Source organism: Acidimangrovimonas sediminis, assembly GCF_002871005.1.
Taxonomy (GTDB): Bacteria; Pseudomonadota; Alphaproteobacteria; order Rhodobacterales; family Rhodobacteraceae; genus Acidimangrovimonas; species Acidimangrovimonas sediminis.
Genome location: NZ_PHSN01000010.1, coordinates 129468 through 154581, shown reverse-complemented (window position 1 = coordinate 154581; position 25114 = coordinate 129468). Strand labels below are relative to the sequence as shown.

Here is a 25114-nt window from a genome sequence, read left to right as displayed (position 1 = left end):
GATCGCGCGGGCCGCGACAGGTGGGCGCAGGGCATTGGCGTGACCGCGCGGCGGGGGTATGATCCGCGCATGATCGTAGAACTCGGCCATTTCGCGCTGGTGCTGGCGCTTTTCGTCGCGGTCGTGCAGACCGTGCTTCCCCTGATCGGCGCCCACAAGGGGTGGCCGGGCTGGATGGCGCTGGCCGAGCCGGCGGCGACGACGCAATTCCTGCTGGTGGCGTTCTCCTTCGCGGCCCTGACCTATGCCTTCGTCACCGATGATTTCAGCCTGCGGCTGGTGGTCGACAATTCGAACACGCTCAAGCCCATGCTCTACAAGGTGGCCGGCGTCTGGGGCAATCACGAGGGCTCCATGCTGCTGTGGGTGCTGATCCTGTCGCTTTTCGGGGCCTGCGCCGCCTGGTTCGGGGGCAATCTTCCGCCGTCGCTCAAGGCCCGCGTGCTGGCGGTGCAGGCGCTGATCGGGGTGGCGTTCTACCTGTTCATCCTGTTCACCTCGAACCCGTTCTGGCGCGTCGATCCGGCGCCGATGAACGGGCAGGGGATGAACCCGCTGCTGCAGGATCCGGGCCTCGCCTTCCATCCGCCGTTCCTCTACCTCGGCTATGTCGGCCTCTCGATGTCGTTCTCCTTTGCGATCGCGGCGCTGATCGAGGGTCGGGTCGATGCCGCCTGGGCGCGCTGGGTCCGGCCCTGGACGCTGACGGCCTGGCTGTTCCTGACGATCGGCATCGCGCTTGGCTCGCTCTGGGCGTATTACGAACTGGGCTGGGGCGGCTTCTGGTTCTGGGACCCGACCGAGAACGCCAGCTTCATGCCCTGGCTGATCGCCGCTGCCCTTCTGCATTCAGCGATCGTGGTCGAAAAGCGCGAGGCGCTGAAGAGCTGGACGATCCTGCTGGCGATCCTCGCCTTCGGCTTCTCGCTGATCGGCACCTTCATCGTGCGCTCGGGGGTGATCACCTCGGTCCATGCGTTTGCCACCGATCCGACGCGCGGCGTCTTCATCCTGGCGCTGATCGCGGCCTTCATGGGGGTCGCACTGACGCTCTTCGCGATCCGCGCCCCGGCGATGGAGGCCAAGGGCGTATTCTCGACCGTCAGCCGCGAGACCGCGCTGGTGGCCAACAACGTCCTTCTCGCGGTGGCCTGTTTCGTCGTGTTCATTGGCACGATCTGGCCGTTGATCGCCGAGCTCGCGTTCAACCGCAAGCTCTCGGTGGGGGCGCCGTTCTTCGACATGGCCTTCACGCCGTTCATGGTGGCGCTGGCGATCATCCTGCCGCTCGGCACGCTGATGCCTTGGAAACGGGGGCGCCTGGGCCGGGTCATGCGCCCGCTCTGGGGCGGGCTGGCGCTGGCGCTGGCCATCGCACTGCTGGTCTACGCGATGCAGAGCGGGCACAGCGCGCTCGGGCCGATCGGCCTCGGTCTCGGCGTCTGGCTGGTCTTCGGCGCTTCCGTCGACCTGATGAGCCGCACCGGCCGCGGCGGTCTCCGCGCCCGCCTGGGCCGTCTGGCGCGGCTGCCGCGGGCCGATTGGGGCCGCGCGGTGGCCCATGGCGGGCTGGGGCTGAGTATCTTCGGCATCGCCGCGGTGATGGCCTGGCAGGTCGAGGATATCCGCGTGGCGCAACTTGGCGACAGCTACGACGTCGGGGGCTACAACATCACGCTCAAGGACGTGCATGACACCAAGGGGCCGAACTACACCGCCAAGACCGCCGACGTGATCGTCACCCGCGATGGCCATCAGGTCGCGGTGATGCACCCCGAAAAGCGGTTCTACCCGGTGGCCGGCATGCCCACGACCGAGGCGGCGATCCGGCCCGGCCTGACGCGCGACCTCTACGTCGTCGTTGGCGACCCGCAGAAGCAGGGCGGCTACGCGGTGCGCACCTACATCAAGCCCTTTGCGGTCTGGATCTGGGGCGGCGCGCTGATCATGGCCTTCGGCGGCGCGCTCAGCCTTTCCGACCGGCGCTACCGGGTCGCCGCGGGCGCACGCAGGGCCGCCCCGGCGCCGCAGGACCCGGTGCCCGCGGAATGACGAACCTCGCCCGTATCGCGCTGATCCTCGCGCTGCTCTCGCCGGTGTCGCTGCCGATCCTGCTGGCGACGCCTGCGCTGGCGGTGCAACCCGACGAGATGCTGAAGAACCCCAAGCTTGAGGCCCGCGCGCGAGAGATCTCGAAGGGGCTGCGCTGCCTCGTCTGCCGCAACGAGGATATCGATGAGTCGAACGCCGCGCTTGCGCATGACCTGCGGGTGCTGGTGCGCAAGCGGATCCTGGCGGGCGATACCAACAGCCAGGTCGTCAACTACATCGTCGCGCGCTACGGCGAATACGTGCTGCTGAAGCCCAACACCCGCGGCGCCAACCTGATCCTCTGGATCGCCGGGCCTGCCATGCTCGTCGCGGGCGCCGTCATCGCAATCGTCACCCAGCGCCGCCGGCGGCGCGCGGGCGAGAGCGGCCCCGGCCTCGACGCCGAGGAAGAGCGCCGCCTCGCCGAGATCATGCGCGAGTGACGCGCAGTCCCTCTTTTCCCCTTCCTCCCACGCCCCTAAGGTGACCTCGGAAGAGGGAGGGGCGCCATGGCCTACGAGACGATCACCTTTAAGGTCACCGACGGCATCGGGGTGTTGACCCTGAACCGGCCCGACGTGATGAACGCCCTGACACCCGCGATGCGCGCCGAACTGGCCGCCTGCATCGCCGCGGCCCCGGACCAAGGCGCGCGCGTGCTGGTGCTGACCGGGGCCGGGCGCGGGTTCTGCGCCGGACAAGACCTTGGCGACCGCGAGGATACCTCGGACCTGGATCTCGAAAAGACGCTGACCGAGGAGTATGCGCCTGTCCTGCGTGCGATCGTCAACAGCCCGATCCCGACGATCGCCGCTGTCAACGGCGCGGCGGCGGGGGCGGGGGCCAATATCGCGCTGGCCTGCGACGTGGTGATCGCCACGGAAGGCGCGGTCTTCCTCCAGGCCTTCACCCGGATCGCGCTGATCCCCGACGCCGGTGGTACCTACGTCCTGCCGCGGCTCGTGGGCTCGGCCCGCGCCATGGGCGCGGCACTGTTCGCCGACAAGATCACTGCTCGCCAGGCGGCGGATTGGGGCATGATCTGGGAAGCCGTCCCGGATGCCGATTTCGCCGCCCACTGGCAATCCCGGGCCGCCCATCTCGCCAAGGGCCCCACGGGCGCCTACCGCGCGCTGAAAGAAGCCCTGCGCGCCAGCCCCGCAAACGACCTTGAGGCCCAGCTCGCGCTCGAGGCAAGGCTGCAGGGCGCCTGCGGCCGCTCCGCCGATTTCGCCGAAGGGGTCAAGGCCTTCCTCGAAAAGCGCAAACCCGCCTTCACCGGCGCCTGATCCCCTTCACCTTGGCAGAGATACACTCGGGGGGCGCGAGGAGGGGCAGACAGCCGCTCGCCCTTCCTTTTTTCGACGAAAAAAGGGCCGCCCGCAGGCGACCCTTCCGATCCGGTCTCCAGCCGCCTCAGCGGGTCGAGATGTCGACGTAATCGCGCGCCGGCTCGCCAACGTAAAGCTGCCGCGGGCGGCCGATCTTCTGGCCCTTGTCGCCGATCATTTCCTTCCACTGGGCGATCCAGCCGACGGTGCGCGACAGCGCGAAGATCGGGGTGAACATCGAGGTGGGGAAGCCCATCGCCTCGAGGATGATGCCCGAGTAGAAATCGACGTTCGGATACAGCTTCTTCTCGACGAAGTAGTCGTCCTCCAGCGCGATTTTCTCCAGTTCCTTGGCGACCTGAAGCGTCTCGTTGTCCTTGATGCCCAGAAGGTCCAGCACCTCGTCGGCGCTCTCCTTCATCACCTTGGCGCGCGGGTCGAAGTTCTTGTAGACCCGGTGGCCGAAGCCCATCAGGCGGAACGGATCGTTCTTGTCCTTGGCCTTGGCGATGTATTCCGGGATCTTGTCGACCGACCCGATCTGGCGCAGCATCTCGAGGCAGGCCTGGTTCGCACCACCGTGCGCCGGGCCCCAGAGGCAGGCGATGCCGGCCGCGATGCAGGCGAAGGGGTTCGCGCCCGAGGAGCCCGCCAGGCGCACCGTCGAGGTCGAGGCGTTCTGCTCGTGATCGGCGTGCAGCAGGAAGATGCGATCCATCGCCTTCGCCAGCGCCGGCTCGATCTTGTAGGGCTCGGCCGGGACCGAGAAGCACATGTTGAGGAAGTTCGACGCATAGTCGAGGTCGTTGCGCGGGTACACGAAGGGCTGGCCGACCGAATACTTGTAGGCCATCGCCGCGATCGTCGGCATCTTCGCGATCAACCGGATCGAGGCGACCTCGCGCTGGTGCGCATCGGTGATGTCGGTGCTGTCGTGGTAGAAGGCCGACATCGCCCCGACGACGCCGACCATGGTCGCCATCGGGTGGGCATCACGGCGGAAACCACGGAAGAAGTTGTGCATCTGCTCGTGCACCATCGTGTGACGGGTCACGCGATAGGTGAAGTCCTCGTACTCCGCCTTGGTGGGCAGTTCACCGTAGAGCAGCAGGTAGCACGATTCGAGGTAGTTCGACTTCTCGGCGAGCTGGTCGATCGGGTAGCCGCGATAGAGAAGCTCCCCCTTGTCGCCGTCGATGAAGGTGATGGTCGACTCGCAGGATGCGGTCGAGGTGAAGCCCGGGTCGTAGGTGAAGACGTCGCCCTGCGCGTAGAGCTTGGTGATGTCGATCACGTCCGGGCCCGCGGTGGGGCTCTTCATCGGCAGGTCGATCGTCTTTCCGTCGAACTGCAGCGTCGCTTTCTTGTCGGTATCCGCCATCGTCATCCTCTCCTTTTTGCCGGCGCGGTCTGCGCGCGGCGCATGAACGTCAGGCCCGGGCCCCCGGCTGCGCCTCCGGCGCCTCCGCGTTCGGGCCCGCTGCGTCGTCAAGGCGCGCGATCGTTTCGTCGCGCCCGATGACGAGCATCATGTCGAAGACACTGGGTGTGACCGTGCGCCCAGCCAGCGCGGCGCGCAATGGCCCCGCCAGCTTGCCGAGACCCAGACCGTGCGTCTCGGCCACCCCGGCGACGACGGCTTCCAGCGCGTCTCGCGTCCAGCTAGCACTTTGCAACTGCGGCGTCAATTCCGACAGTATACCACGGGATACCGTGTCCAGCGCCTTGGCCGCCTTGGGGTCCGCGTCGATCGGCCGGTCTGTCAACACAAAGTGAGCTTTTTCAAGAAGTTCCGGGAAGGTTTTCGCGCGCTCTTTCAGGCAGTACATGCCCCGCGCCAGGCCCTCCCTCTGACCCTGCGTCAGCGCCGGTTTTCCAGCGGCGGCGAGGTAGGCCTCCAGCTCATGCAGCAGTGCGGCATCCTCGCCCGCGGCGATGTGCTGGCCACAGAGGTTCTCCAGCTTCTTGAAGTCGAGTCGGGCGGGCGCACGGCCGATCCCCTTGAGGTCGAACCACGCCTTCGCCTGCGCGTCGGTAAAGAACTCGTCATCGCCATGGCTCCAGCCGAGCCGCGCGAGGTAGTTGCGCATCCCCGCCGACGGGTAGCCCATCGCCTGGTATTCCTCGACCCCCAGCGCGCCGTGCCGTTTCGACAGCTTCTTGCCGTCGGGGCCGTGGATCAGCGGGATGTGGGCGAACACCGGCACGTCCCATTCCATCGCCTGGTAGACCTGCGTCTGCCGGGCGGCGTTGGTCAGGTGGTCGTCGCCCCGGATCACATGGGTGACGCCCATGTCGTGATCGTCGACGACAACGGCAAGCATGTAGGTGGGCGTACCATCCGAGCGTAAACAAACCATGTCGTCGAGCTGGTCGTTGCGGAAGGTCACGTCGCCCTGCACCTCGTCCGCGATCACGGTCTCGCCGGTGCGCGGCGCCTTGAGGCGGATCACGTAGGGCGCGTCGGGGAAGGTCGCGGGATCGGCGTCGCGCCAGGGGCTCTGGAACAGGGTCGAGCGGCCCTCGGCCCGGGCGGCCTCGCGGAACGCCTCGATTTCCTCCTGCGTGGAAAAGCACTTGTAGGCCGCACCGCGGGCCAGCATATCGCGCGCCACCTCGGCGTGGCGGTCGGCGCGTTCGAACTGGCTGACCGGCTCGCCGTCCCAGTCGAGGCCCAGCCATTCGAGGCCGCGCAGGATCGCCGCCGTTGCCTCGGGGGTGGAACGGGCGCGGTCCGTATCCTCGATCCGGAGCAGGAACTTGCCGCCGCGGCCGCGGGCGTAGAGCCAGTTGAACAGCGCCGTGCGGCCGCCGCCGATATGGAGGTAGCCGGTCGGCGAGGGGGCGAAACGGGTGACGACAGGCGTGTCGACGGAGAGGTCGGCGGGCATCGGGCGTTAACCTTTCGGTAACCAGGCGGGAGGTAGGTTTGGCGACTGTCTAGGCAAGAGGAGGCCGGAGAACAAGAGTGGGAACCCGGGCACGCCTCGGGGCCCTGATGTGGTCCCATCCGCTGGACAGGCTGGTCGCCGCGCGCGGGTTGCTGCTGCCTTGGGCCCCGGTTTGCCTCGCGTTCGGAATCGGCGGCTACTTCGCGCTGCCGGTGGAGCCGGGCCTTGCGGAATGGGCCGCGATCGCGGCCTCATTCGCGGCGGCGCTGGCCTGGGCCTGGGCGGCGGGGCCGCGCTGGCGGCCGGTCGCGTTGGCCCTGGCGCTGATTGCGGGCGGGATGCTGGCTGCGGGGGGGCGAAGCGCCCTTGTCGCGGCGCCGGTGCTCGGCCGGCATCTTTACGGGCCGGTGACGGGGCGGGTGGTGGTGATCGACCGGGCGCTGTCGGATTATCCGCGCGTCACGCTGGACCGGGTGCTCCTGCCCGGTATCGCACGCGCGGCCACTCCGGCGCGGGTGCGTGTCACCCTGCGCGCGCGGATCCCCGGGATCACCCCTGAGCCGGGTCAGGTGATTTCCGTCACCGCCCATCTGTCGCCGCCCCCGGGTCCGGCCGAGCCCGGAGGGTTCGACTTTCGCCGGATGGCCTGGTTCGACCGCCTCGGCGCCACCGGCTACGCGACCAGCCCCGCGGTCTTGTGGCAGCCGGCCTCCGGGGTGCCTGTCGACCGGCTTCGGGCCCGGCTGGCCGAGGCGATACGGGCCCGGATACCCGGGCAGCCGGGGGCCTTCGCCGCCGCGGTCGCCACGGGCGAGCGGTCGGGGATCGACCGCGCGACGGCCGATGACCTGCGCGCCTCGAACCTCGCGCATCTGCTGGCGATCTCGGGGCTTCACATGGGGTTGCTGGCGGGTTTCGTATTCGGCGCGCTGCGGCTGGCGCTGGCCGCCGTCCCGCCGGTCGGCCTGCGACTTCCGGCGAAGAAGATCGCGGCGGTCGGGGCGCTTGGCGCGGCGGCCGCCTATCTCCTGCTGTCGGGCGGCAGCATCGCGACGCAACGCGCCTTCGTCATGGTGGCGGTGATGCTGGGGGCGGTTCTGGCCGACCGCCGGGCGCTGACCCTGCGGTCGGTCGCGCTGGCCGCCCTGATCCTGCTGATCGCGCAACCCGAGAGCCTGACGGAACCCGGGTTCCAGATGTCCTTTGCTGCCACCACCGCGCTGGTCGCGGCCTTTGGTGCCCTGCGCGGGCGCGGCGCGCGGGTGCCAAAGCCCCTGCGCGCTGCGGGAACGCTCCTGTTTTCCTCCTTCGTGGCGGGGGCGGCGACCGCGCCGATCGCGGCGGCCACTTTCAACCGGATCGCAGAATACGGGTTGCTCGCGAACCTGCTGTCGGTGCCAGTGATGGGGCTTGTCGTGATGCCGGCCGCGGTGATCGCGGCGCTTCTGGCGCCGCTGGGCCTTGCGGCGCCTGTGCTGTGGGCGATGGGCCTCGGGGCGGGCTGGATCCTGTCCGTGGCCGGGGTCGTCGCCGGGCTTCCGGGGGCGGTCGTACCGGTGCCCGCGCCGCCGGCCTGGGTGCTGCCGTCGCTCGCGATGGGGGCGCTTGTGGCCATGCTTATGCGCGGCGTGGCGCGGCTGGCCGGTGTCGGGGCGATCGCCGTGGCCCTGATCGGCTGGGGGCTGGCCACGCGCCCGGAACTGTTGATCGCGGGCGAGGGAACGCTCGCAGGTCTTGAGACACCGGCGGGGCGGGCGTTGTCCGCGCCGCGCGGCGCCGGCTTCACTGCGCTGCGCTGGCTGGAGAATGACGGCGATGCCGCCGATCAGGCAGCGGCCGCGGGCAGGAACGGCTTCGACGGCTCGCCCGCCGCGCGCCGCTTTCGCCTTGCGGGGCAGGACGGCATTGTCCTGAAGGGAAAGGGGGCTGCGCAGGCCGTGGCCGATGCCTGCACCCCGGGGGCCATCGTGATCACCGACGCCCGCGTTCCCGAGCCACCGCGCGATTGCCTGCTATTCGACGCGACGTCGCTTGGTGTCAGCGGGGCTGTCGCGCTTTACAATTCTGTCGATGGACACGGTGCCGACACGGTGGCGGCGGGCGCTTCATCCTTCAGTATCCGAACAGCGAACGGTGTGGCAGGGCAGCGGCCCTGGACCGCGCCTTCACCCTCGACCCGACGCCGACGCGACCATCAGGGTGGCGCAGCAGCGAAAAACACGGGCCAGACGGCGGCCGCGGATCAGTAGCTTCGGATCAGGCCGACAAGACGGCCCTGCACCTTGACCCGGCCTTCGGGCAGAACGCGCGGCTCATACACCGGGTTGGCGGCCTCGAGCGTGATCGTCCCGCCCCTGCGGCGATACCGCTTCAGCGTTGCCTCCTGATCGTCGACCAGGGCCACCACGATGTCGCCGTTGTCGGCGGAATCCTGGGCGCGGATCACCACGATGTCGCCATCGTTGATCCCGGCCTCGATCATCGAATCGCCCTTCACCTCAAGCGCGAAATGCTGCCCCGCTCCGCCGAGCATGGAACCCGGCACCGCGACATGATGCGACACATGTTCGATCGCCTCGATCGGCGTTCCGGCCGCGATCCGTCCCATCACCGGCAGCTCCAGCGCATGCACCGCCTCGATCGGCATGGCCACAGGGTCGGCGGGCGGCGTCGGCGCACTGCGCTGGCCACCATCGAGAACCCTGGGCGCGAAAGCCGGTGCCGCCGCGGTTGTCGCCTTGGCTGTCGCGCCGGAAAGCGCGTCGGGAAGCTTGACGATCTCGATCGCCCGGGCACGGTGCGCGAGCCGACGGATGAACCCGCGTTCCTCGAGCGCCGTGATCAGCCGGTGGATCCCGGACTTGGAGCGCAGGTCCAGCGCCTCCTTCATCTCGTCGAAAGAGGGCGGTACACCGTCGGCGTTCAGGCGCTTGTTGATGAAATCCAGCAGTTCCAGCTGCTTGCGGGTCAGCATGTTCAGCGCCTCCGTCAGGGCCAAGCAGAAGAGTTCGTCAAATGTTCTATTCGCGTTCCGTTTTTGTGTCAAGCCTTCGCAAAGGCGGCTCAGAGCGGCAGATAGTGCACCGTTTCGCCCGCCTTGCGCGGTCCGTCGCCCACGGGACGGATCAGCAGCGCCTCCGCCTCGGTGAGGATCGTCAGCAGCGCGCTGTCCTGGCTGTCAAAGGGCGTGATGCGCGGCAGGGTCTCGCCGGGGGCAAGGCGGGCGCGCATGTAGTGTTTCCGCGGGCCGGTCGGGCCGACATCCGCGCCTAGAATCGCAGGGAGCGGCCGCGGGGAAACCTCAGTCAAACCCTGCATCGCGCGCAGTGCCGGCAACATGAAGAGATGCCCGCAAACAATTGATGAAACCGGATTTCCGGGAAGGCCAAGCATCGGAGTGCCATGCAATGTTCCGGCCATCAGCGGTTTGCCCGGACGCATCGCCACCTTGTAGAAGGCGCGGTCGAGGCCCATGTCGCCGGCCACCTTGCCGACCAGGTCATGATCGCCGACCGAGGCACCCCCGATGGTCACGATCAGGTCGGCGTCGGCGGCAAGGTCGAGGGTCAGGCGCAGCTCCGCCTCGGTATCTCGGGCGATCGGCAGAAGCCGCGCTTCGGCGCCCACGGATTCGGCCATGGCCTTGAGCGCAAAGGTATTCGAGGCGATGATCTGATCCGGGCCCGGCGTTTCGCCCGGCATCACCAGCTCGTCCCCCGTGGCGATCAGGGCGACGACGGGACGCCGGGAGACCGTCACGCGCGGAGCGTTCATCGCCGCGATAAGGGCCAGGTCGGCGGGGCGCAGGCGCCGCGGCGCGTCCAGCCTGTCGCCGACGCTGAAATCCGCCGCGGCGGGGCGTACATTCAGTCCGCCGTCCAGGCTGTCGCCGAGAGTGACGATGTCTTCGCTTCGGCTTGTATCTTCTTGAATTACAACGCGGTTCGTGCCTTCCGGAAGCGGCGCGCCAGTGAATATGCGCACCGCCTCGCCGGGACCGACCGGGCCGGGAAAGCCGTGACCGGCGCCTGCCTCGCCGATCACGCGAAAGCGGGCGCCCGGACCTGCCGACGTGTCGCCGATGGCATAACCGTCCATGGCCGAGGCGGCGAAGGGCGGCTGGTCGCGTCGCGCGACGACCGGGGCGGCCAGCACCCGGCCGGCGGCTTCGGAAAGCGCGATCTCCTCGGCCGGCAGGGGCGCCGCCAGGGCCAGGACGCGGGCGAGGGCCTCGTCGACTGAAATCACCGCTTCACCTCGTAACGACCAGATTTTCCTCCATCTTTCAGGTCGAGGCGGATGTCGGCGATGACCATGGCGCGGTCGGCCGCCTTCACCATGTCGTAGATCGTGAGGGCGGCGGTGGATACGGCGGTCAGCGCCTCCATCTCCACCCCGGTCTGGCCCGAGGTCTTGACCGTCGCGGTGATGCGGATGCCGGGCAGTGCCGGATCGGGGACGAGGTCAAGCGCGACCTTGGTGACCGGCAATGGATGACACAGCGGGATCAGGTCCGAGGTCCGCTTGGCCCCCATGATCCCGGCCAGCCGCGCGACGCCCAGCACATCACCCTTCTTGGCGCGACCTTCGACAATGAGATCAAGGGTTTCCGCGGACATCTTCACAGCCCCGGAGGCCACCGCGATACGGTCGGTGACGGCCTTGTCCGAGACGTCGACCATATGCGCATGGCCCTCGGCGTCGAAATGGGTAAGCGGCATCACGACGCCCTCGCCACCGGGGCGGCAAGCAGGGCGCGGGTCGCGGCGGCAACGTCGTCCTGCCGCATCAGGCTTTCGCCGATCAGGAAGCAACGGGCGCCGTAGCCGGCCATGTCCGCCAGATCCCCGGGGGTGAAGAGGCCGCTTTCGCAGACCAGAATCCGCCCCTCCGGCAGGTCCCGGGACAGCGCCCGCGTCGTGTCAAGAGTGACCTCGAACGTCCTGAGATTGCGGTTGTTTACGCCGAGTAGCGGGGATTTCAGAGCGCGCGCGCGATCCAGCTCTTCGGCGTCATGCACCTCGATTAGCACATCCATGCCCCAGGCGGTCGCGGCGTCTTCGAGCTCGACGGCCTGGGCGTCGGAGACGCTGGCCATGATGATCAGGATGCAATCGGCGCCGAGCGCGCGGGCCTCGGCCACCTGATAGGTATCGTAGAGGAAATCCTTGCGCAGCGCGGGTAGCGCGCAGGCGGCGCGCGCCTCGGTCAGGAAGCTGTCGGCGCCCTGGAAGCTGGGGGTGTCGGTCAGCACCGACAGACAGGTTGCGCCGCCCGCCTCATAGGCCCGCGCGAGTGCGGGCGGGTCGAAGTCGGGCCGGATCAAGCCCTTGGAAGGGCTGGCTTTCTTGATCTCTGCAATCAGCCCGTAGCCGGTCTCGGAGGCCCGTTTCAGCGCCGCCGCGAAGCCTCGGGGCGCGCTTGCCTCGCGGGCCGCGGCCTCGACCTCGGACAGCGGACGGGTGGCCTTGCGGGCGGCCACCTCGTCGAGCTTGTAGGCCTTGATCTTGTCGAGAATGGTAGACATCTGAATCCTTCAGGGCTTGAGCGCGGCGGTCACCGGGCCGATGGCAAGGGTACGGGCGCGGACATCGCCGGCCCAGTCCTTCAGCCCGGTCACGGTGTCGGGCCGGGTGTGACCGATCACCACCACGCGGCCATCCTGCGCGGCCTTGAAGGCGGCGCGATCTAGGTAACGTGTGATCTTTTCGGGGTTCTCGTCATCCGCGTCAAGTCGGCGATAGATCCGGGCCGCCGGCACGTCGGCGGCCTGCGCGATCTGCGCCGCCGCATCAAGGCCCTTGCCGTAGGTCACGAGGCCGAGGCCGCGGTCGCGGATCTCGTCCACCACGCTTTGCGAAAGCGGGCGGTCGGCCTCCCACCCGCCCTCCGCCGGGTCGAGGACGCCGACCGCCTCTGGCAGAGCCGCGCGGTAGCCCTCGAAGATCGTGGCAAGGTCGGTGGCGGTCGCGTTCGCGGGGATGCCGTCGGCGAGGATCAGCACCTCGTGTCCGGCCGCCCGGTAAAGCTGGGCCGCCTCGGCGGCGCCGGGCCTGGTGGGGTCGATGGCGAAGGTAATGTGGAGCGGCAGCGCGGCAAGGGCGGCACGGTCGAGCGTGCCGCCGGTGTCGATCAGGATCACCGACAGAACCGGCTTGCTGTCGGGGTTGGAAAAGTCGCTGGCATAGCGTCTGACCGCGGCCTGAGGGGCGACCGGCGCCGGCGTGGCCTGCGTGGCGGCCCCGGGCGGCAGCACGATGCGGCGGCCGGGGGCGGGCACGACGGCGGAGGGGGCCGGGGCGGTCTGTACGCCGGTCTCGCCAGCCTGGCCCGAGGGGCGCGCATTCTCCGAGATCGTCGGAAGCCGCCCCATGGTCACCCCCGCGACCCGCTGGCCAAAGCCGGGTTTCGGCGCGCCCGCGACACTGGGCGGGCCGGAGGCGGTGCCGGGCAGGGGCGCCGCGGCATCCGGGGTGTCGGCAGTTGCGGGTGCGTCTTCGGTTCCGGCATCGCGCCCGATCTTGAGGATGCGCGGCTGCGGCCCGTCGGCCTTGGGAAGACCATCCGAGACCTCGGGGGCGGGTTGCCCGGGCTGGGCGGCGATCGGGCCCGACGGTGCCGCCAGGATGGGGCGATCCGCGGGGCTGCCGGGGGCCGGCCCCCGTGGCGGGGCATCTGCTTCGGCCATCGCGGGGGCGCCGGGAGCGGTGGCCCCGGCGCTGACCGCGGGTGGCGGGGTCAGGATCTCTGGGCTGTCGCCCGCCTTGGAGGGCGTAGCGGGCGCCGCGGGCGGAAGGCCGGTCAGGGGGGCTTCGGCCGAGGGCGCGGTGATCTGCGACGTCTCCGTACCGTCCGGCGCGGGGGCCCGGACGCTGCCCGCCTGCGCGACCTGCGGAACGGGCGCCGGGGTGCCGGCGGCGCCCACAGGAGCCGCTTCCGCCGCCGGTGTGCGGGGCGGTTGCTGCGACCCGCCGGCGGCGGCGACCGGGGGCGTCGAGGACGACGGCAGCCTGGCCTCGGCCGCGTCTGTCCCGGGTGCCACGCTTGCCACGGCGGCGGTATCGGCCTCGGGGGCGGGGGCGGGGGCGGTCGCTGCGTCGGGTGCGGTTTCCGGCGGTGTCGTCCCGGCGGCTTGCGCATCCGAGCCGGTCTGTGACGGCATATCCGCGCCTTCCGCCGCCGTTTCCGGCTGGCTGGTCGCGGCGGGTGCTTCTGCGCTTTTCGCCTGGTCTTGGGCGGGCGCGGTCGTCAGTTCGGGCGCCGGTTCCGCCGTTGCGGTAGAGGTCTCGGGCGCGGGGGTCTTCGAGGGTGTCGTGCTTGTACCGGAAGATGCGCCGGATGATTCCTCCGGCGATGGCTGGGGCGAAGGTTCGGGCGTGGCGGTGGTTGTTTCGGCGGGCGCGGGCGCAGAGGGCACGGTTGCAGGGAGCACGGGCGCAGGGCGCAGGGTTGCGGCGGGCGAAAGCCGCCGCCCCGGCGGCGGGCCGAATTCGGACAGCGCGCCAAGCCCGAGTACCGACACGACGACGCCCGCGAGCGCCCCGCTTACCACGCCTTTGGCCATCCTGCCTCCGTGACCCTGTCCAGCCTCGATTGCCGCCTGTTTCCTGCACGGGGCCCGGGAAGGACCCCGACCGCCCTTGACCCGGGCGCGCGGCTCTGACCATTTATAGCGCGACACGGAACCGGGTTCACCCCCTATCGACACGGGCGCCGGGGGTCTTCGGGACCCGGGCGCCGGGAAGGGCCGCCATGCTGCTGCTGATCGACAATTATGACAGCTTCACCTACAACCTCGTGCATTTTCTGGGCGACCTCGGCGCCGAGATGCGGGTGGTGCGCAACGACAAGATCGAGGTGCAGGAGGCAATCGCCATGGCCCCCGAGGCGATCGTGCTGTCGCCCGGGCCCTGCGATCCGGCGCAGGCCGGGATCTGCCTGCCGCTGACCGCCGCCGCCGCCGAGCAGGGCGTGCCGCTGCTGGGGGTCTGCCTCGGGCACCAGACCATCGGGCAGGCCTTCGGCGGCAAGGTGGTGCGTCATTCCGAGATCGTGCATGGCAAGATGGGCCAGATCCGGCACCAGGGGCAGGGGGTGTTTGCCGGCCTGCCGTCGCCCTTTGCCGCGACGCGGTATCACAGCCTGGTGGTCGAGCGGGCGTCGCTTCCCGATGTGCTGGAGGTGACGGCGGAGCTGGAGGACGGCACGATCATGGGGCTGAGGCACCGCGAGAAGCCGATCGAGGGGGTTCAGTTTCACCCCGAAAGCATCGCCTCCGAGCATGGTCACCAGCTTCTGCGCAACTTCCTCGACATGGCGAAGTCGCGCGCCGGGGTCACGGCATGAGCGACATGAAGACCTATCTCGGCATCGTGCCTACCCGTCCGCTGACCCGCGAGGAGGCGGAGGGCGCGTTCCAGATCCTGTTCGAGGGCAACGCGACCCCGGCGCAGATGGGCGGCCTTCTGATGGCGCTGCGCACCCGGGGCGAGACGGTGGGCGAATATGCGGCCGCCGCGGCGGTGATGCGGGCCAAGTGCCACAAGGTTGCGGCCCCCGCGGGCGCGATCGACATCGTCGGCACCGGGGGCGACGGCAAGGGCACGCTGAACATCTCGACCGCGACGGCCTTCGTCGTGGCGGGCGCGGGGGTGGTGGTGGCCAAGCACGGCAACCGCAACCTCTCGTCGAAATCGGGGGCGGCGGATGCGCTGACCGAGATGGGGATCGACGTGATGGTCGGCCCGGCGGAGGTGGAGCGCGCGCTGAAGGAGGTCGGCATCGGCTTCATGATGGCGCCGATGCACCACCCGGCGATGCGCCATGTCGGCCCGGTCCGGATCGAGCTTGGCACGCGGACGCTGTTCAACATCCTCGGGCCGCTGACCAACCCCGCCGGGGTCAAGCGCCAGCTCACCGGGGCCTTCACCGCCGACCTGATCCGCCCGATGGCCGAGGTGCTGCAGGCGCTGGGGTCGGAGAAGGCCTGGCTTGTCCATGGTGGTGACGGGACCGACGAATTGTCGATCGCGGCGCCCTCGATGGTGGCCGCGCTGGAGGACGGCAGGATCAGCGAATTCACCGTGTCGCCCGAGGATGCGGGCCTGCCGGTGCATCCTTTCGAGGCGATCCTGGGCGGCACGCCGGCCGAGAACGCCGCGGCGATGCGCGCGCTTCTGGACGGGGCGACGGGGGCCTACCGCGACGCCGTCTTGCTCAACGCCGCCGCGGCGCTGGTCGTGGCGGGCAGGGCGGAGGACCTGAAGACCGGTGCCGAGATGGCGCGCGAGAGCATCGATTCCGGCGCCGCCAGGGCCAAGGTCGAGGCGCTGTCGCTGGTGACCCGGGCAGGCTGATCCGGCTGCGCCGGATGCCTCCGGCGGGGATATTTTCGCTCAGAAGAAGTTGGGGGCGCCGGGGCCGGATGCCTGTATGGGTTGCCGGGCGGGCTGCCGGGAGGCGCCCCCTTGCGGGGTCAGTTGCCGAGGCCGGCGCCGCGGCGGACGGCGAGGGCGGCGGCGCCCCAGTCGATATCGGGGCCTTCGGTGGCGATGACCGATTTCAGATGGTCGCGGATCGTGCCGAGAAAGGGCATCGGCACGTTCGACCGGCGCGCCGCCTCGTCGACGAGGGTCATGTCCTTGAGGCCGAGGGGGGCGGCGAAGCCGGCGGGGCGGAACCTGTCGTTCACGAGGATCTCGCCATAGGTCTTGTTGATCGGCGAACCGAACAGCGTGCCGGTTAGTACCTCGAGCAGGGCCTGCCGCTCGATCCCGCCCTTCTCGGCCAAGGTCATCGCCTCGGCCATGCTTTCCACCGCCGTCATGATCATGAAGTTGCCGCAGAGCTTCACGAGGTTGGCGGCGGGCCCGTGGTCGCCGACGACGAAGCTGCGCTGGCCGATCGCGTCGAACAGCGGCGCGCAGCGGTCGAGCGCGTCGGCGGGCCCGGCGGCGATGACGAAGAGATTGCCCGCCGCCGCGACCTCGGGGCGTCCAAAGACCGGCGCGGCAACGTAGCCGCCGGCGCCGGACATCGCCGCCTCCAGCCGTTCCGACAGCTCGATGCTGATCGTGCTGTGCGAGACGTGCAGCGCGGGGCAGCCGGCGATCCCGTCCTCGCCGAAGACAACGCTTTCCACGGCTTTGTCATCGGCCAGCATCGTCATGACGACATCGCCCTGTGCCGCCTCGGCCGGGGTCGCGGCGCGCGCGGCGCCGGCTTCGACCAGGCTGTCCGCCTTGTCGGGACTGCGGTTCCAGACCGTCACCTCGTGCCCCGCCTTGAGCAGGTTGCCGGCGATCCCGCTGCCCATCTGCCCGAGACCGATGAAACCAACTTTCATGAGATTGTCTCCTTCCCGTTCGTGATGCCAGCGCGTCGGCCCGGGTGCTGCCACCGGGGCGGCGACAGCGCGCCCCTCGCCAGCTAGGGCGGGGGCGGGCGCGATCCAGCGGAGGGCGTCACGATATCGTGGAGAGGCAGGCCCCTGGAGAGGGGCGGCGGTTGCAGACGCGGTGGCAGACGCGGTGGCAGGAGAGGTGGCAGGAGAGGTGGCGGCCGACGTGGTGCCGAAGAATGCGGCGGGCGGCGGGCTTCAGCCGTTTCCACCTTGGGCGAACATCCCGGCGTCTTCCGCGGCGCGGCGCATCGCCTTGGCCTTGTTGACGGTTTCCTGCCACTCGGCCTCGGGGTCGCTGTCGTAGACCACGCCGCCGCCCGACTGGATGTAGAGCGTCTGGTCCTTCAGCACCGCGGTGCGCAGGGCGATGCACATGTCCATCTCGCCGTTGGCCGCGAAATAGCCGCAGGCGCCGCCATAGACGCCGCGCTTTTCCGGCTCCAGCTCGTCGATGATCTGCATCGCGCGGATCTTCGGCGCGCCGGAGACCGTACCCGCGGGCATCCCGGCGAGGAGGGCCGACAGCGCATCTTCACCCTCGTTCAGCTCGCCCACCACGTTCGAGACGATGTGCATGACGTGGGAATAGCGTTCCACGATGAACTTCTCGGTCGGGTGGACGGTGCCGATCTTCGCCACCCGGCCGACGTCGTTGCGCCCGAGGTCGAGGAGCATGAGGTGTTCTGCCAGTTCCTTCTTGTCGGACAGCAGATCCTCCTCCAGCGCCTTGTCCTCCGCCGGCGTCGCGCCGCGGGGGCGGGTGCCGGCGATGGGGCGGATCGTCACCTCGCCCTCGCGCAGACGCACGAGGATCTCGGGGCTTGCACCGATCACCTGGAAGGGCCCGAAGTTGAAGAAGAACATGAAGGGCGAAGGGTTGGTGCGCCGGAGCGAGCGGTAGAGCGCGAAGGGCGGCAGCGGGAAGGGCTGGGCCCAGCGTTGCGCCGGCACGACCTGGAAGATGTCGCCCGCGCGGATGTAATCCTTGGCCTTCTCGACCGCGGCCATGTAGGCGTCCTTGGTGAAGTTCGACACCGCCTCGCCCGGGGCGACCATGGCGCCGAGGTCGCGGCTTTCGCCGACCGCCGCGCGTTCGAGATCGCGCACCGCATCCATCACCCGTTCCGCCGCTTGGGCATAGGCCGCCCGCGCCGAGAGGCCCGAGCCGACCCAGGCGGGCGCGACCACCGTGACCTCTCCCTTCACGCCGTCCAGCACAGCCACGACCGAGGGGCGCAGGAGCACCGCGTCGGGCAGGCCGATCGGGTCGGGGTTCACGTCGGGCAGGTGTTCCACCAGACGGATCATGTCGTAGCCGAGAAAGCCGTAAAGCCCCGAGGAAATTGCCGGAAGCTCGGCCGGCATGTCGATCCGGCTTTCCGCGATCAGCGCGCGGAGCGTGTCGAGCGGGTGCCCGTCGAGATCGGTGAATGCCCCCTCGTCGAACCGCGCATCGCGGTTGATGCGGCTGGTCTCGCCCCGGCATTCCCAGATCAGGTCGGGCTTCAGCCCGACGACGGAATAGCGCCCGCGTACCTCGCCCCCGGTCACGCTTTCCAGCATGAAGCTGTTCTTGCGCGCCCCGGCCAGTTTCAGCATCAGGCTGACCGGGGTGTCCAGATCGGCCGCAAGCCGGCCGTGCACCACCTGGTTCTCACCCGCCTTCCAACCGGCCTCGAATTCCTCGAAAGAGGGAGAAAGCTGCATTCCGTCCTCCGTCAGCGAAGCTGGGCATTGGCCGCGTTGATCGCGGATTGATTGATCTGGATGCCCTGCCGCGACTGGATCGCCTTAGCGAAGTAGAGGAAGGCGTCGTTGGCGATGCCCTGCTGGCCGTCATCCTTAATCCGGTCCTCGACCTTCTTGAGGTCGGGATCTTTGGTGTCGGGCTGCAGGACCTGGGTCAGCTTGACCACCCAGACCGTTTCCTTGCCGGGGAACAGCTTGATCTCGCCCTGCTTCATGTCGAACACGCCGTCCAGCAGCCCGGGCGGGGCGTTGTCGATGTAGCCCGAGCGGATGATCGGTTCCTGCACGTCGACGGTGCCCTGCTTGGCCAGATCGCCGCCCGCCGCCTCGGCCGCCTTCTTGGCGGCTTCGGCCTCGGCCTTCAGCTCCTTGTCGGTCTGGGCCTGGGTCCAGTCTTCCGTCACCTGGTCCTTGACCTTGTCGAAGGGCTCCAGCGCCGGTTTCACGTTGTCGTCGAGGCGCAGCGCCACGATGCCGCCGTCGTCCAGCTCGATGATCGCGGGATAGTCGTCCTTGGTCACCTTCTGCGCGGCCTTGCGGAAGCCCTCGTAGCCCGCGATGCCGTCGTCGGTCTTGGCGTTGAAGTCGACGGTGCCCAGCGTCATGTCGGTTTCCTTGGCCAGATCCTCAAGCGTGGCGCCCCCGGCCAGGAGGTCGTTCAGATGCTCGATCTGGGCCGAGATCTTGTGCCGCGCCTGGCTTTGCGCCAGCTCGTCCTGGATATCCGGCTTGGCCTCGGCGAAGCTGGTGGTCTGTGCCGGCAGCACGTTGTTCACGCGGAACAGGGCGGGCCCCAGGCTCGACTGCACCGGGCCCACGACGGCGCCCTTCTGGGCGGCGAAGACGGCCTTGCCCGCGGCGGAACTCAGCTGGTCCTGGGTCACGTCGCCCATGTCGATATCGCTCAGCTCCAGCCCGCGCGCCTTGACCAGCGCCTCGAACGAGGTGCCGGCATCCAGCTTGGCCTTGGCGGCCTTGGCCTTGGCCTCGTCGGGATAGACCAGCCGCTCCACCAGCCGGCGCTGCGGCTTGACGTAGTCGGACTTGTGCTGATCGTAGTATTTCTTCAGCTCGGCCTCGTCGACCTTGAGGGTCTTCGCCACCTCGTCGGGCAGCAGCTGGGCATAGGTGATGCGCTTGGCCGGAAGGCTGGTGTATTGCTTGGGATGGGCCTTGTAATAGGCCTGAAGCTGGGCGTCGGTCGGGGTCGGCACCGGGGTCTTCAGATCGTCCGACGACAGCTTGAGGATCTCGAAGCCGCGGCGCGCGCCCACGTAATGCACGATCGTGTCGACATAGGATTTCGGCGTGCCGAAGCCGTTCACCACCGCGTCCTGCAGGATGCCGCGGGCCATCTCCTGCCGGATCTTGGCCTCGAACGCGCCTTCGGTCAGGCCGTTCTGCTGCAGCACGAAACGGTAGGCGTCGCGGCTGAACTTGCCGTCGGCCCCCTGGAACGCCTTCATCCCCGTGATGTCGGCGCGCAGCTTCTTGTCGCCGACCGAGATCCCCTGGCGCTGATCCTCGTCATCAAGCGCGGCGGTCAGCACCAGCTTCTGAAGGACCTGCTGATCGAGGCCCATCTGCTGGGCCTGCTGGAAGGTGACGTTCTTGCCGGTCTGGGCCGATACCGCCTGAAGCTCCTGCTTCATCGCGCGGCCGTAATCGTCCACCGTGATCTTGGTATCGCCGACGCTGGCGATGTTGGAGACGCCACCGCCGAAATTGGTGATACCGAAGCCGCCGAGGCCGATCACGATCAGCCCCAGCAGGATCCACGAGATGACCATCGCCCCCTTGCGAGAGCGCTTCTCGCCCTCGGCGCGCTCCTTGCGTTTCGGCTTGTCCCCAGTGCTGCGGCGGGCCATGCATCGCCTCCCGTTACTTGCGTTCCGCTTGGTTCTGTAATGGCCCGGGGGCAGGGGGGCAAGCCGTCAGATGCGCCCCATCCTAGGCGTGATCCGCGCCATGGGCCCGAAGCCGCGCGAACATCTCGCCGATGCCGGCGCGGTCGATGTTGGCAAAGGCGATCCGCATCTGCCGCCGTCCCGCCGCCTGGCCCGCGCCGCCGTCCTCGGGCTGGAACATCGTGCCGGGCAGCATGAGCACGCCCGCCTCGCGCACCAGCCGCTGCGCCAACTGGTCCGAGGGGGTGTCGAACCCATGCTCGGCATAGGCGAAATAGGCCCCGCAGCCCAGCAGGCGCCAGCCCTCGACGGCCGGGAACCCCTCGATCACCGCGGCGCGGCGGTCGAGGATCTCGGCCCGTTCGCCCGCCAGCCACTGGCCGAGGTTGCGCATCCCCCAGAGCGCCGCGCGCTGGCCAAGGCCGTTCGCGCAGATCGCCACGGTGTCGAGGAACTTCTCCACCTCCGCCAGCCGCGCGGACGATGCCACCAGCGCCCCGACCCGGTGCCCGGTCAGCCGGTAGGCCTTGGAGAAGGAATAGAGCTGGATGAAGCTTTCGTCCCAGTCCGGATCGGCAAACAGGTCGTGCGGCCGCCCCTCGCGGCTGTCGAAATCGCGGTAGGTCTCGTCGAGGATCAGCGCGATACCGCGCCGCCGGGCCAGGTCGTGGAAGGCGCGGATCACCTCGGGCGGGTATTCCGCCCCGCCAGGGTTGTTGGGGCTGACCAGCACGATCGCCCTCGTCCGGTCACCGATCAGCGCGGCCGCCGCTTCGGGGTCGGGCACCAGGGTGTCATCTGTCGTCAGTGGCACGGCGCGGACATCGGTCATCTCCAGCCACATCTTGTGATTGAAGTACCACGGAGTCGGCAGGATAACCTCGTCGCCGGGCCCCGCCAGCGTCGACATCACCGCGCAGAAGGCCTGGTTGCAGCCCTGGGTGATGGCCACCTGTCCCGGCGCGACGGTGCCGCCATAGGCCGCCGTCCATTGCGCCGCCACCTCGGCCCGCAGTTCCGGCAGGCCCAGCACGGGGCCATAAAGATGCGCCGCGTCGTCGGTCAGCGCGGCCTCGGCGATCGCCCGGCGCAGCCCCTCGGGCGGCGGCGCGACCGGTGCTGCCTGGCTCACGTTGATCAGCGGCCGCCCGGGCGGAAAGCTCACCCCCTCCAGCCAGCGCCGCGCCTCCATCACCGGGGGCGGAAAGGTCGCGGCCATATGCGGATTGAGCGGGCTGATCATCGTCGGTCTCCAGGGCAAATCCGCGCGACGGTAGCGCAGCGCCCGACCCGCCGAAAGCCCCGCTTCCTTTCTTTCTTCTGAGTGGAAATATCCCACGGGGGTGCGGGGGTGTGAAACCCCCGCGGATGCGGCGGGTACGGGGGTGTGCCCCCCCGCCGCCAAGTCATCTCTCGGCGCCGCGCTCCCGGACTTCGCGCCATTCCCGCCAGACCAGCCCGATCACGGCCAGGTCGAACAGCGACAGCAGGATCAGCACCGGCGCATGGGTCAGGGAAAAGTCCCACATCTGGTAGACGATGAAGGCCACCAGCACGAGGATCGACGCGGGGTAGGCCCAGTGCTTGCGCGCCAGCAGCGCCACCACCACCCCGAGGTTCAGGATGCCGTGGCCCAGCAGGTAGACCGACCAGAAGGTATGCGGATGGACCGAGAATTCATGTAGCGCCCGCAGCGCCCGCGCGGCCAGCGGGTCCGGGGTCTGCGTCGCCATCATCCGCGAGGTCCAGTGTGCAAGCTCGGCCATCTCGTCGGTCATCTGCGCGCCGATCAGCACCAGCGCCGCGACGAACTGCACCGAGCCGATCAGTGCCTGCATCCCCAACCCGAACAGGTAGGATCCGTGCAGCCAGCGTGCCAGACGGTCGAGATGGCCCGCGGGCATCGGCGGGTTCTCAGTCCTTGCCCCGGAACGGCTCGACATATTGCAGCGCCATGTCCCAGGGGAAGAAGATCCAGGTGTCCTGGCTGACTTCGGTGATGAAGGTATCGACCATCTCGCGGCCCTGCGGCTTTGCGTAGACGGTGGCGAAATGCGCCTTGGGATAAAGTTTGCGCACCAGTTCCAGCGTCTTTCCCGTATCGACCAGGTCATCGACCACCAGCACCCCCTCGCCGTCGGCGCCCATCAGCTCGGCCTGCGGGGCCTTGATGACGCGCGGCTCGGCCTGGGTCTGGTGGTTGTAGGACTTGACCGAGATCGTGTCGACGAGGCGGATGTCGAGCTCGCGCGCGACGATCATCGCGGGCGCCATGCCGCCGCGCGTGATCGCGACCACGGCATGCCAGCCGCCGTCGCCCGGCCCCTGGCCATCCAGCCGCCAGGCGAGCGCGCGGGCATCGCGGTGGATCTGGTCCCAGGAAACATGGAACCCCTTTTCATGCGGCAGACGGTCGGACATGGCGTGCTCCTCAGGTGGCGGTGCGGACGGCGATGAGCCCGAGGATCACGGCGCTCGTCCGGTCGATCCAGGCCTTGGCCCGCAGATAGGCGGCGCTTACCGGCGCCGTGGTCAGCATCAGGGCGGCGGCGGAATACCACGCCAGTTCCAGCGCGAAGTGGTTCGCCAGCACGAACGCCGCCGTCTCGCCGCGCGGCATCACCGGGAAGACGGTGGAAAAGATCGCGGCGATGAAGAAGACGGCCTTGGGGTTCGACAGGTTGGACAGCAGGCCGAAGCGAAAGCTGCGTCCGTGCGAGGGCACCGCCGCGGGCAGCGGATCGCGCGCCCCGCGCCACAGCGCGACCGCGATACAGCCAAGGTAGGCCGCCCCCGCCAGCTTGATCGCAGCATAGGCCCAGGGCACCAGCGCGAAAAGGGCCGACAGCCCGACGATCGCGGCAAGGCTCCAGAGCGTTGCGGCGGTGGCAAGCCCCGCGGCGGTGGCCAGCGCCGCGGGCCGGCCCCGGATCAGCGACTGGCGCAGCAGCGACAGCAGGGCGGGGCCGGGGACGCAGAGCGCACCCAGGATCGCCAGGTTGAAGGCCAGAAGGCTTGCGATGCTCATGGCGTTCTTTCCGCGCCTCCTCCCGCCGCGGGTGCGTCAGCCGCGGCTCACTCCTTGCGGCCGGTGACCGCGTCGATGTCGGGGGCGTCGACCGCCTTCATCCCGACCACGTGGTAGCCCGCGTCGACATGCAGCGTTTCGCCCGTCGTGCCCGAGCCGAGATCCGACAGCAGGTAGAGCGCAGCCTTGCCGACCTCTTCCTGCGTGACGTTGCGCCGCAGCGGCGAGTTCAGCTCGTTCCACTTCATGATGTAGCGGAAGTCGCCGATCCCGCTTGCCGCAAGCGTCTTGATCGGCCCGGCCGAGATCGCGTTGCAGCGGATGCCCAGCTTGCCCAGGTCCTCGGCGATGTACATCACCGAAGCCTCGAGCGCCGCCTTGGCCACGCCCATGACGTTGTAATGCGGCATGACCTGTTCGGCGCCGTAATAGGTCAGCGTCAGCAGGCTGCCGCCCGCCGGCATCAGTTCCGCTGCGCGCTTGCAGATCGCGGTGAAGGAGAACACCGAGATGTCCATCGTGGTGCGGAAGTTGTCGCGCGAGGTGTCGACGTAGCGCCCGCGCAGCTCGTTCTTGTCGGAAAAGCCGATCGCGTGGACGACAAAGTCGATCGCGCCCCATTCGGACTTTAGCGTATCGAACAGCGTGTCGAGCGAGTCCGCGTCGGTCACGTCGCATTCGACCATCACCGACGTGCCGATCTGTTCGGCCAGCGGGGTGACCCGCTTCTTCAGTGCTTCACCCTGGTACGACAGGGCGATCTCGGCCCCCTGGTCGGATAAAGCCTTGGCGATGCCCCAGGCAATCGACTTGTCGTTCGCAAGACCCATGATCAGGCCCCGCTTCCCCTCCATCAGCCCATTTGGCATGCCTTGTCCCTCGCCGACCTTTGCGCGTGTCGCATTCCTGTAGGCGATGACGCGCGCCGCATCAAGGGCCAGAGCGGCGGCCCGCCGGGCGGGCCCGGGGCGGGCGCCACGGCCCTCTCGCGGCCTGTTTGCGGGCGGTTGGGGCGGCGCTGTGGCGGGGTCTTGCGCAGCGGCAGCGACGTCACTTGTATGGGCGCGGGCGATCCGCTACGGCGGTCTTTTGCGAGAGGTGAGCCATGGTGGACAGAAGCGGCATCTTCGCGGGCGACGACCCCTTCGCGCTGGCGGCGCGTTGGCTGGCGGAGGCCGAGACGCAGGAACCGAACGACCCGAACGCGATTGCGCTGGCGACCGTGGATCCCGATGGCCTGCCCAACGTGCGGATGGTGCTGCTCAAGGAGATCGAGGCCGACGCCTTCGTCTTTTACACCAATTACGAGAGTGTGAAGGCTCGTGAAATCGATGCTGCCGGGAAGGCCGCGTTCGTGCTACACTCGAAGAGCCTGAGGCGCCAGATCAGGGTGCGTGGAACCCTTGAACGCGAGGATGGTCCGCAGGCCGACGCGTATTATGCGTCCAGATCGCTCAAGAGCCGGCTCGGAGCGTGGGCGTCCCGCCAGTCCGAGCCGCTACCCTCGCGCATGGCCCTGATGGCCGAGGTCGCCAGGGTCACTGCCGAAAAGGGATCGGCTCCGACACGGCCTCCCTTCTGGGGAGGCTACCGGCTGCGGCCGCTCGAGATAGAGTTCTGGGCGGACGGTGCGTTCCGGCTTCATGACCGGTTCCGCTGGCGTCGGGAACACCTTGAAGATGCGTGGAATATTCAGCGTCTGAACCCCTGAATTT

The 25114-nt window shown here is 68.9% G+C and carries 22 protein-coding genes; 7 read left to right on the top strand and 15 right to left on the bottom strand.

Annotated features, from left to right (window positions below; genetic code table 11):
- Positions 1–69 precede the first annotated feature (69 nt).
- From CVV76_RS10745 to CVV76_RS10735, 3 genes are all read left to right on the top strand, one after another.
- Positions 70–2052 (top strand): heme lyase CcmF/NrfE family subunit, encoded by a 1983-nt coding sequence (locus tag CVV76_RS10745; protein ID WP_102224717.1) that lies wholly within the window; start codon positions 70–72, stop codon positions 2050–2052.
- Positions 2049–2534, top strand: a complete 486-nt coding sequence (locus tag CVV76_RS10740; RefSeq protein WP_102224637.1) for a cytochrome c-type biogenesis protein — start codon at positions 2049–2051, stop codon at positions 2532–2534. Before CVV76_RS10745 ends, CVV76_RS10740 begins: the two co-directional genes overlap by 4 nt.
- 66 nt (positions 2535–2600) lie before the next feature.
- Positions 2601–3380, top strand: coding sequence for an enoyl-CoA hydratase-related protein (locus CVV76_RS10735; protein WP_102224636.1), 780 nt, complete (start codon positions 2601–2603; stop codon positions 3378–3380).
- 127 nt (positions 3381–3507) lie between these two features.
- Here CVV76_RS10735 and CVV76_RS10730 read toward each other — a convergent pair whose 3' ends face one another.
- Both CVV76_RS10730 and gltX read right to left on the bottom strand, forming a co-directional pair.
- Positions 3508–4803: a citrate synthase gene (locus CVV76_RS10730; protein ID WP_102224716.1), complete on the bottom strand. Its 1296-nt coding sequence runs from the start codon at positions 4801–4803 to the stop codon at positions 3508–3510.
- A 49-nt stretch (positions 4804–4852) separates the two neighbouring features.
- Positions 4853–6313: a glutamate--tRNA ligase gene (gene gltX / locus CVV76_RS10725; RefSeq protein ID WP_102224635.1), complete on the bottom strand. Its 1461-nt coding sequence runs from the start codon at positions 6311–6313 to the stop codon at positions 4853–4855.
- 77 nt (positions 6314–6390) lie between these two features.
- Between gltX and CVV76_RS10720 the strand changes: the two genes are divergently transcribed.
- The gene (locus CVV76_RS10720) at positions 6391–8562 is read left to right on the top strand and encodes a ComEC/Rec2 family competence protein (protein WP_233192808.1); all 2172 of its coding nucleotides are present in this window, start codon (positions 6391–6393) and stop codon (positions 8560–8562) included.
- On the opposite strand, the gene lexA is transcribed toward CVV76_RS10720, so the two are convergent.
- The 5 genes from lexA to CVV76_RS10695 form a co-directional block, all read right to left on the bottom strand.
- Positions 8556–9287, bottom strand: coding sequence for a transcriptional repressor LexA (gene lexA, locus CVV76_RS10715; RefSeq protein ID WP_102224715.1), 732 nt, complete (start codon positions 9285–9287; stop codon positions 8556–8558). The two genes, CVV76_RS10720 and lexA, sit on opposite strands and share 7 nt — an antisense overlap.
- A gap of 89 nt (positions 9288–9376) precedes the next feature.
- Positions 9377–10561, bottom strand: coding sequence for a molybdopterin molybdotransferase MoeA (locus CVV76_RS10710; protein WP_102224633.1), 1185 nt, complete (start codon positions 10559–10561; stop codon positions 9377–9379).
- On the bottom strand, positions 10558–11034 hold the full coding sequence (gene moaC / locus CVV76_RS10705; protein ID WP_102224632.1) for a cyclic pyranopterin monophosphate synthase MoaC: 477 nt from the start codon (positions 11032–11034) through the stop codon (positions 10558–10560). Before moaC ends, CVV76_RS10710 begins: the two co-directional genes overlap by 4 nt.
- A complete protein-coding gene (trpC, locus tag CVV76_RS10700) occupies positions 11034–11840 on the bottom strand; it encodes an indole-3-glycerol phosphate synthase TrpC (protein WP_102224631.1) in 807 nt (268 codons plus the stop codon). Before trpC ends, moaC begins: the two co-directional genes overlap by 1 nt.
- Positions 11841–11849: 9 nt before the next feature.
- Positions 11850–13877, bottom strand: a complete 2028-nt coding sequence (locus CVV76_RS10695; protein ID WP_102224630.1) for a divergent polysaccharide deacetylase family protein — start codon at positions 13875–13877, stop codon at positions 11850–11852.
- 188 nt (positions 13878–14065) lie between these two features.
- On the opposite strand from CVV76_RS10695, the gene CVV76_RS10690 reads away from it, so the two are divergent.
- The gene (locus CVV76_RS10690; RefSeq protein WP_102224629.1) at positions 14066–14659 is read left to right on the top strand and encodes an anthranilate synthase component II; all 594 of its coding nucleotides are present in this window, start codon (positions 14066–14068) and stop codon (positions 14657–14659) included.
- Complete coding sequence (gene trpD / locus CVV76_RS10685) at positions 14656–15669, top strand: anthranilate phosphoribosyltransferase (protein ID WP_102224628.1); 1014 nt, start codon at positions 14656–14658, stop codon at positions 15667–15669. Before CVV76_RS10690 ends, trpD begins: the two co-directional genes overlap by 4 nt.
- A 119-nt stretch (positions 15670–15788) precedes the next feature.
- Here trpD and CVV76_RS10680 read toward each other — a convergent pair whose 3' ends face one another.
- From CVV76_RS10680 to fabI, 8 genes are all read right to left on the bottom strand, one after another.
- Positions 15789–16658 carry an NAD(P)-dependent oxidoreductase gene (locus CVV76_RS10680; protein WP_102224627.1) on the bottom strand — a complete coding sequence of 290 codons (870 nt, stop codon included), beginning with the start codon at positions 16656–16658 and terminating at the stop codon, positions 15789–15791.
- 252 nt (positions 16659–16910) lie between these two features.
- Complete coding sequence (gene trpE, locus CVV76_RS10675) at positions 16911–18422, bottom strand: anthranilate synthase component I (protein WP_102224626.1); 1512 nt, start codon at positions 18420–18422, stop codon at positions 16911–16913.
- 11 nt (positions 18423–18433) lie between these two features.
- Complete coding sequence (locus CVV76_RS10670; protein WP_102224625.1) at positions 18434–20332, bottom strand: peptidylprolyl isomerase; 1899 nt, start codon at positions 20330–20332, stop codon at positions 18434–18436.
- A gap of 82 nt (positions 20333–20414) precedes the next feature.
- Complete coding sequence (locus CVV76_RS10665) at positions 20415–21614, bottom strand: aminotransferase (RefSeq protein ID WP_102224624.1); 1200 nt, start codon at positions 21612–21614, stop codon at positions 20415–20417.
- Between the two features lie 163 nt (positions 21615–21777).
- On the bottom strand, positions 21778–22275 hold the full coding sequence (locus CVV76_RS10660; RefSeq protein ID WP_158243135.1) for a DUF2127 domain-containing protein: 498 nt from the start codon (positions 22273–22275) through the stop codon (positions 21778–21780).
- A 10-nt stretch (positions 22276–22285) separates the two neighbouring features.
- Entirely contained in the window at positions 22286–22792 is a 507-nt protein-coding gene (gene gpt / locus CVV76_RS10655) for a xanthine phosphoribosyltransferase (RefSeq protein ID WP_102224622.1), read from the bottom strand.
- Positions 22793–22802: 10 nt separating this feature from the next.
- Entirely contained in the window at positions 22803–23399 is a 597-nt protein-coding gene (locus tag CVV76_RS10650; RefSeq protein WP_102224621.1) for a LysE family translocator, read from the bottom strand.
- Between the two features lie 47 nt (positions 23400–23446).
- Complete coding sequence (fabI, locus tag CVV76_RS10645; protein ID WP_102224620.1) at positions 23447–24268, bottom strand: enoyl-ACP reductase FabI; 822 nt, start codon at positions 24266–24268, stop codon at positions 23447–23449.
- 239 nt (positions 24269–24507) lie between these two features.
- On the opposite strand from fabI, the gene pdxH reads away from it, so the two are divergent.
- The gene (gene pdxH, locus CVV76_RS10640) at positions 24508–25110 is read left to right on the top strand and encodes a pyridoxamine 5'-phosphate oxidase (protein WP_102224714.1); all 603 of its coding nucleotides are present in this window, start codon (positions 24508–24510) and stop codon (positions 25108–25110) included.
- Positions 25111–25114 lie beyond the last annotated feature (4 nt).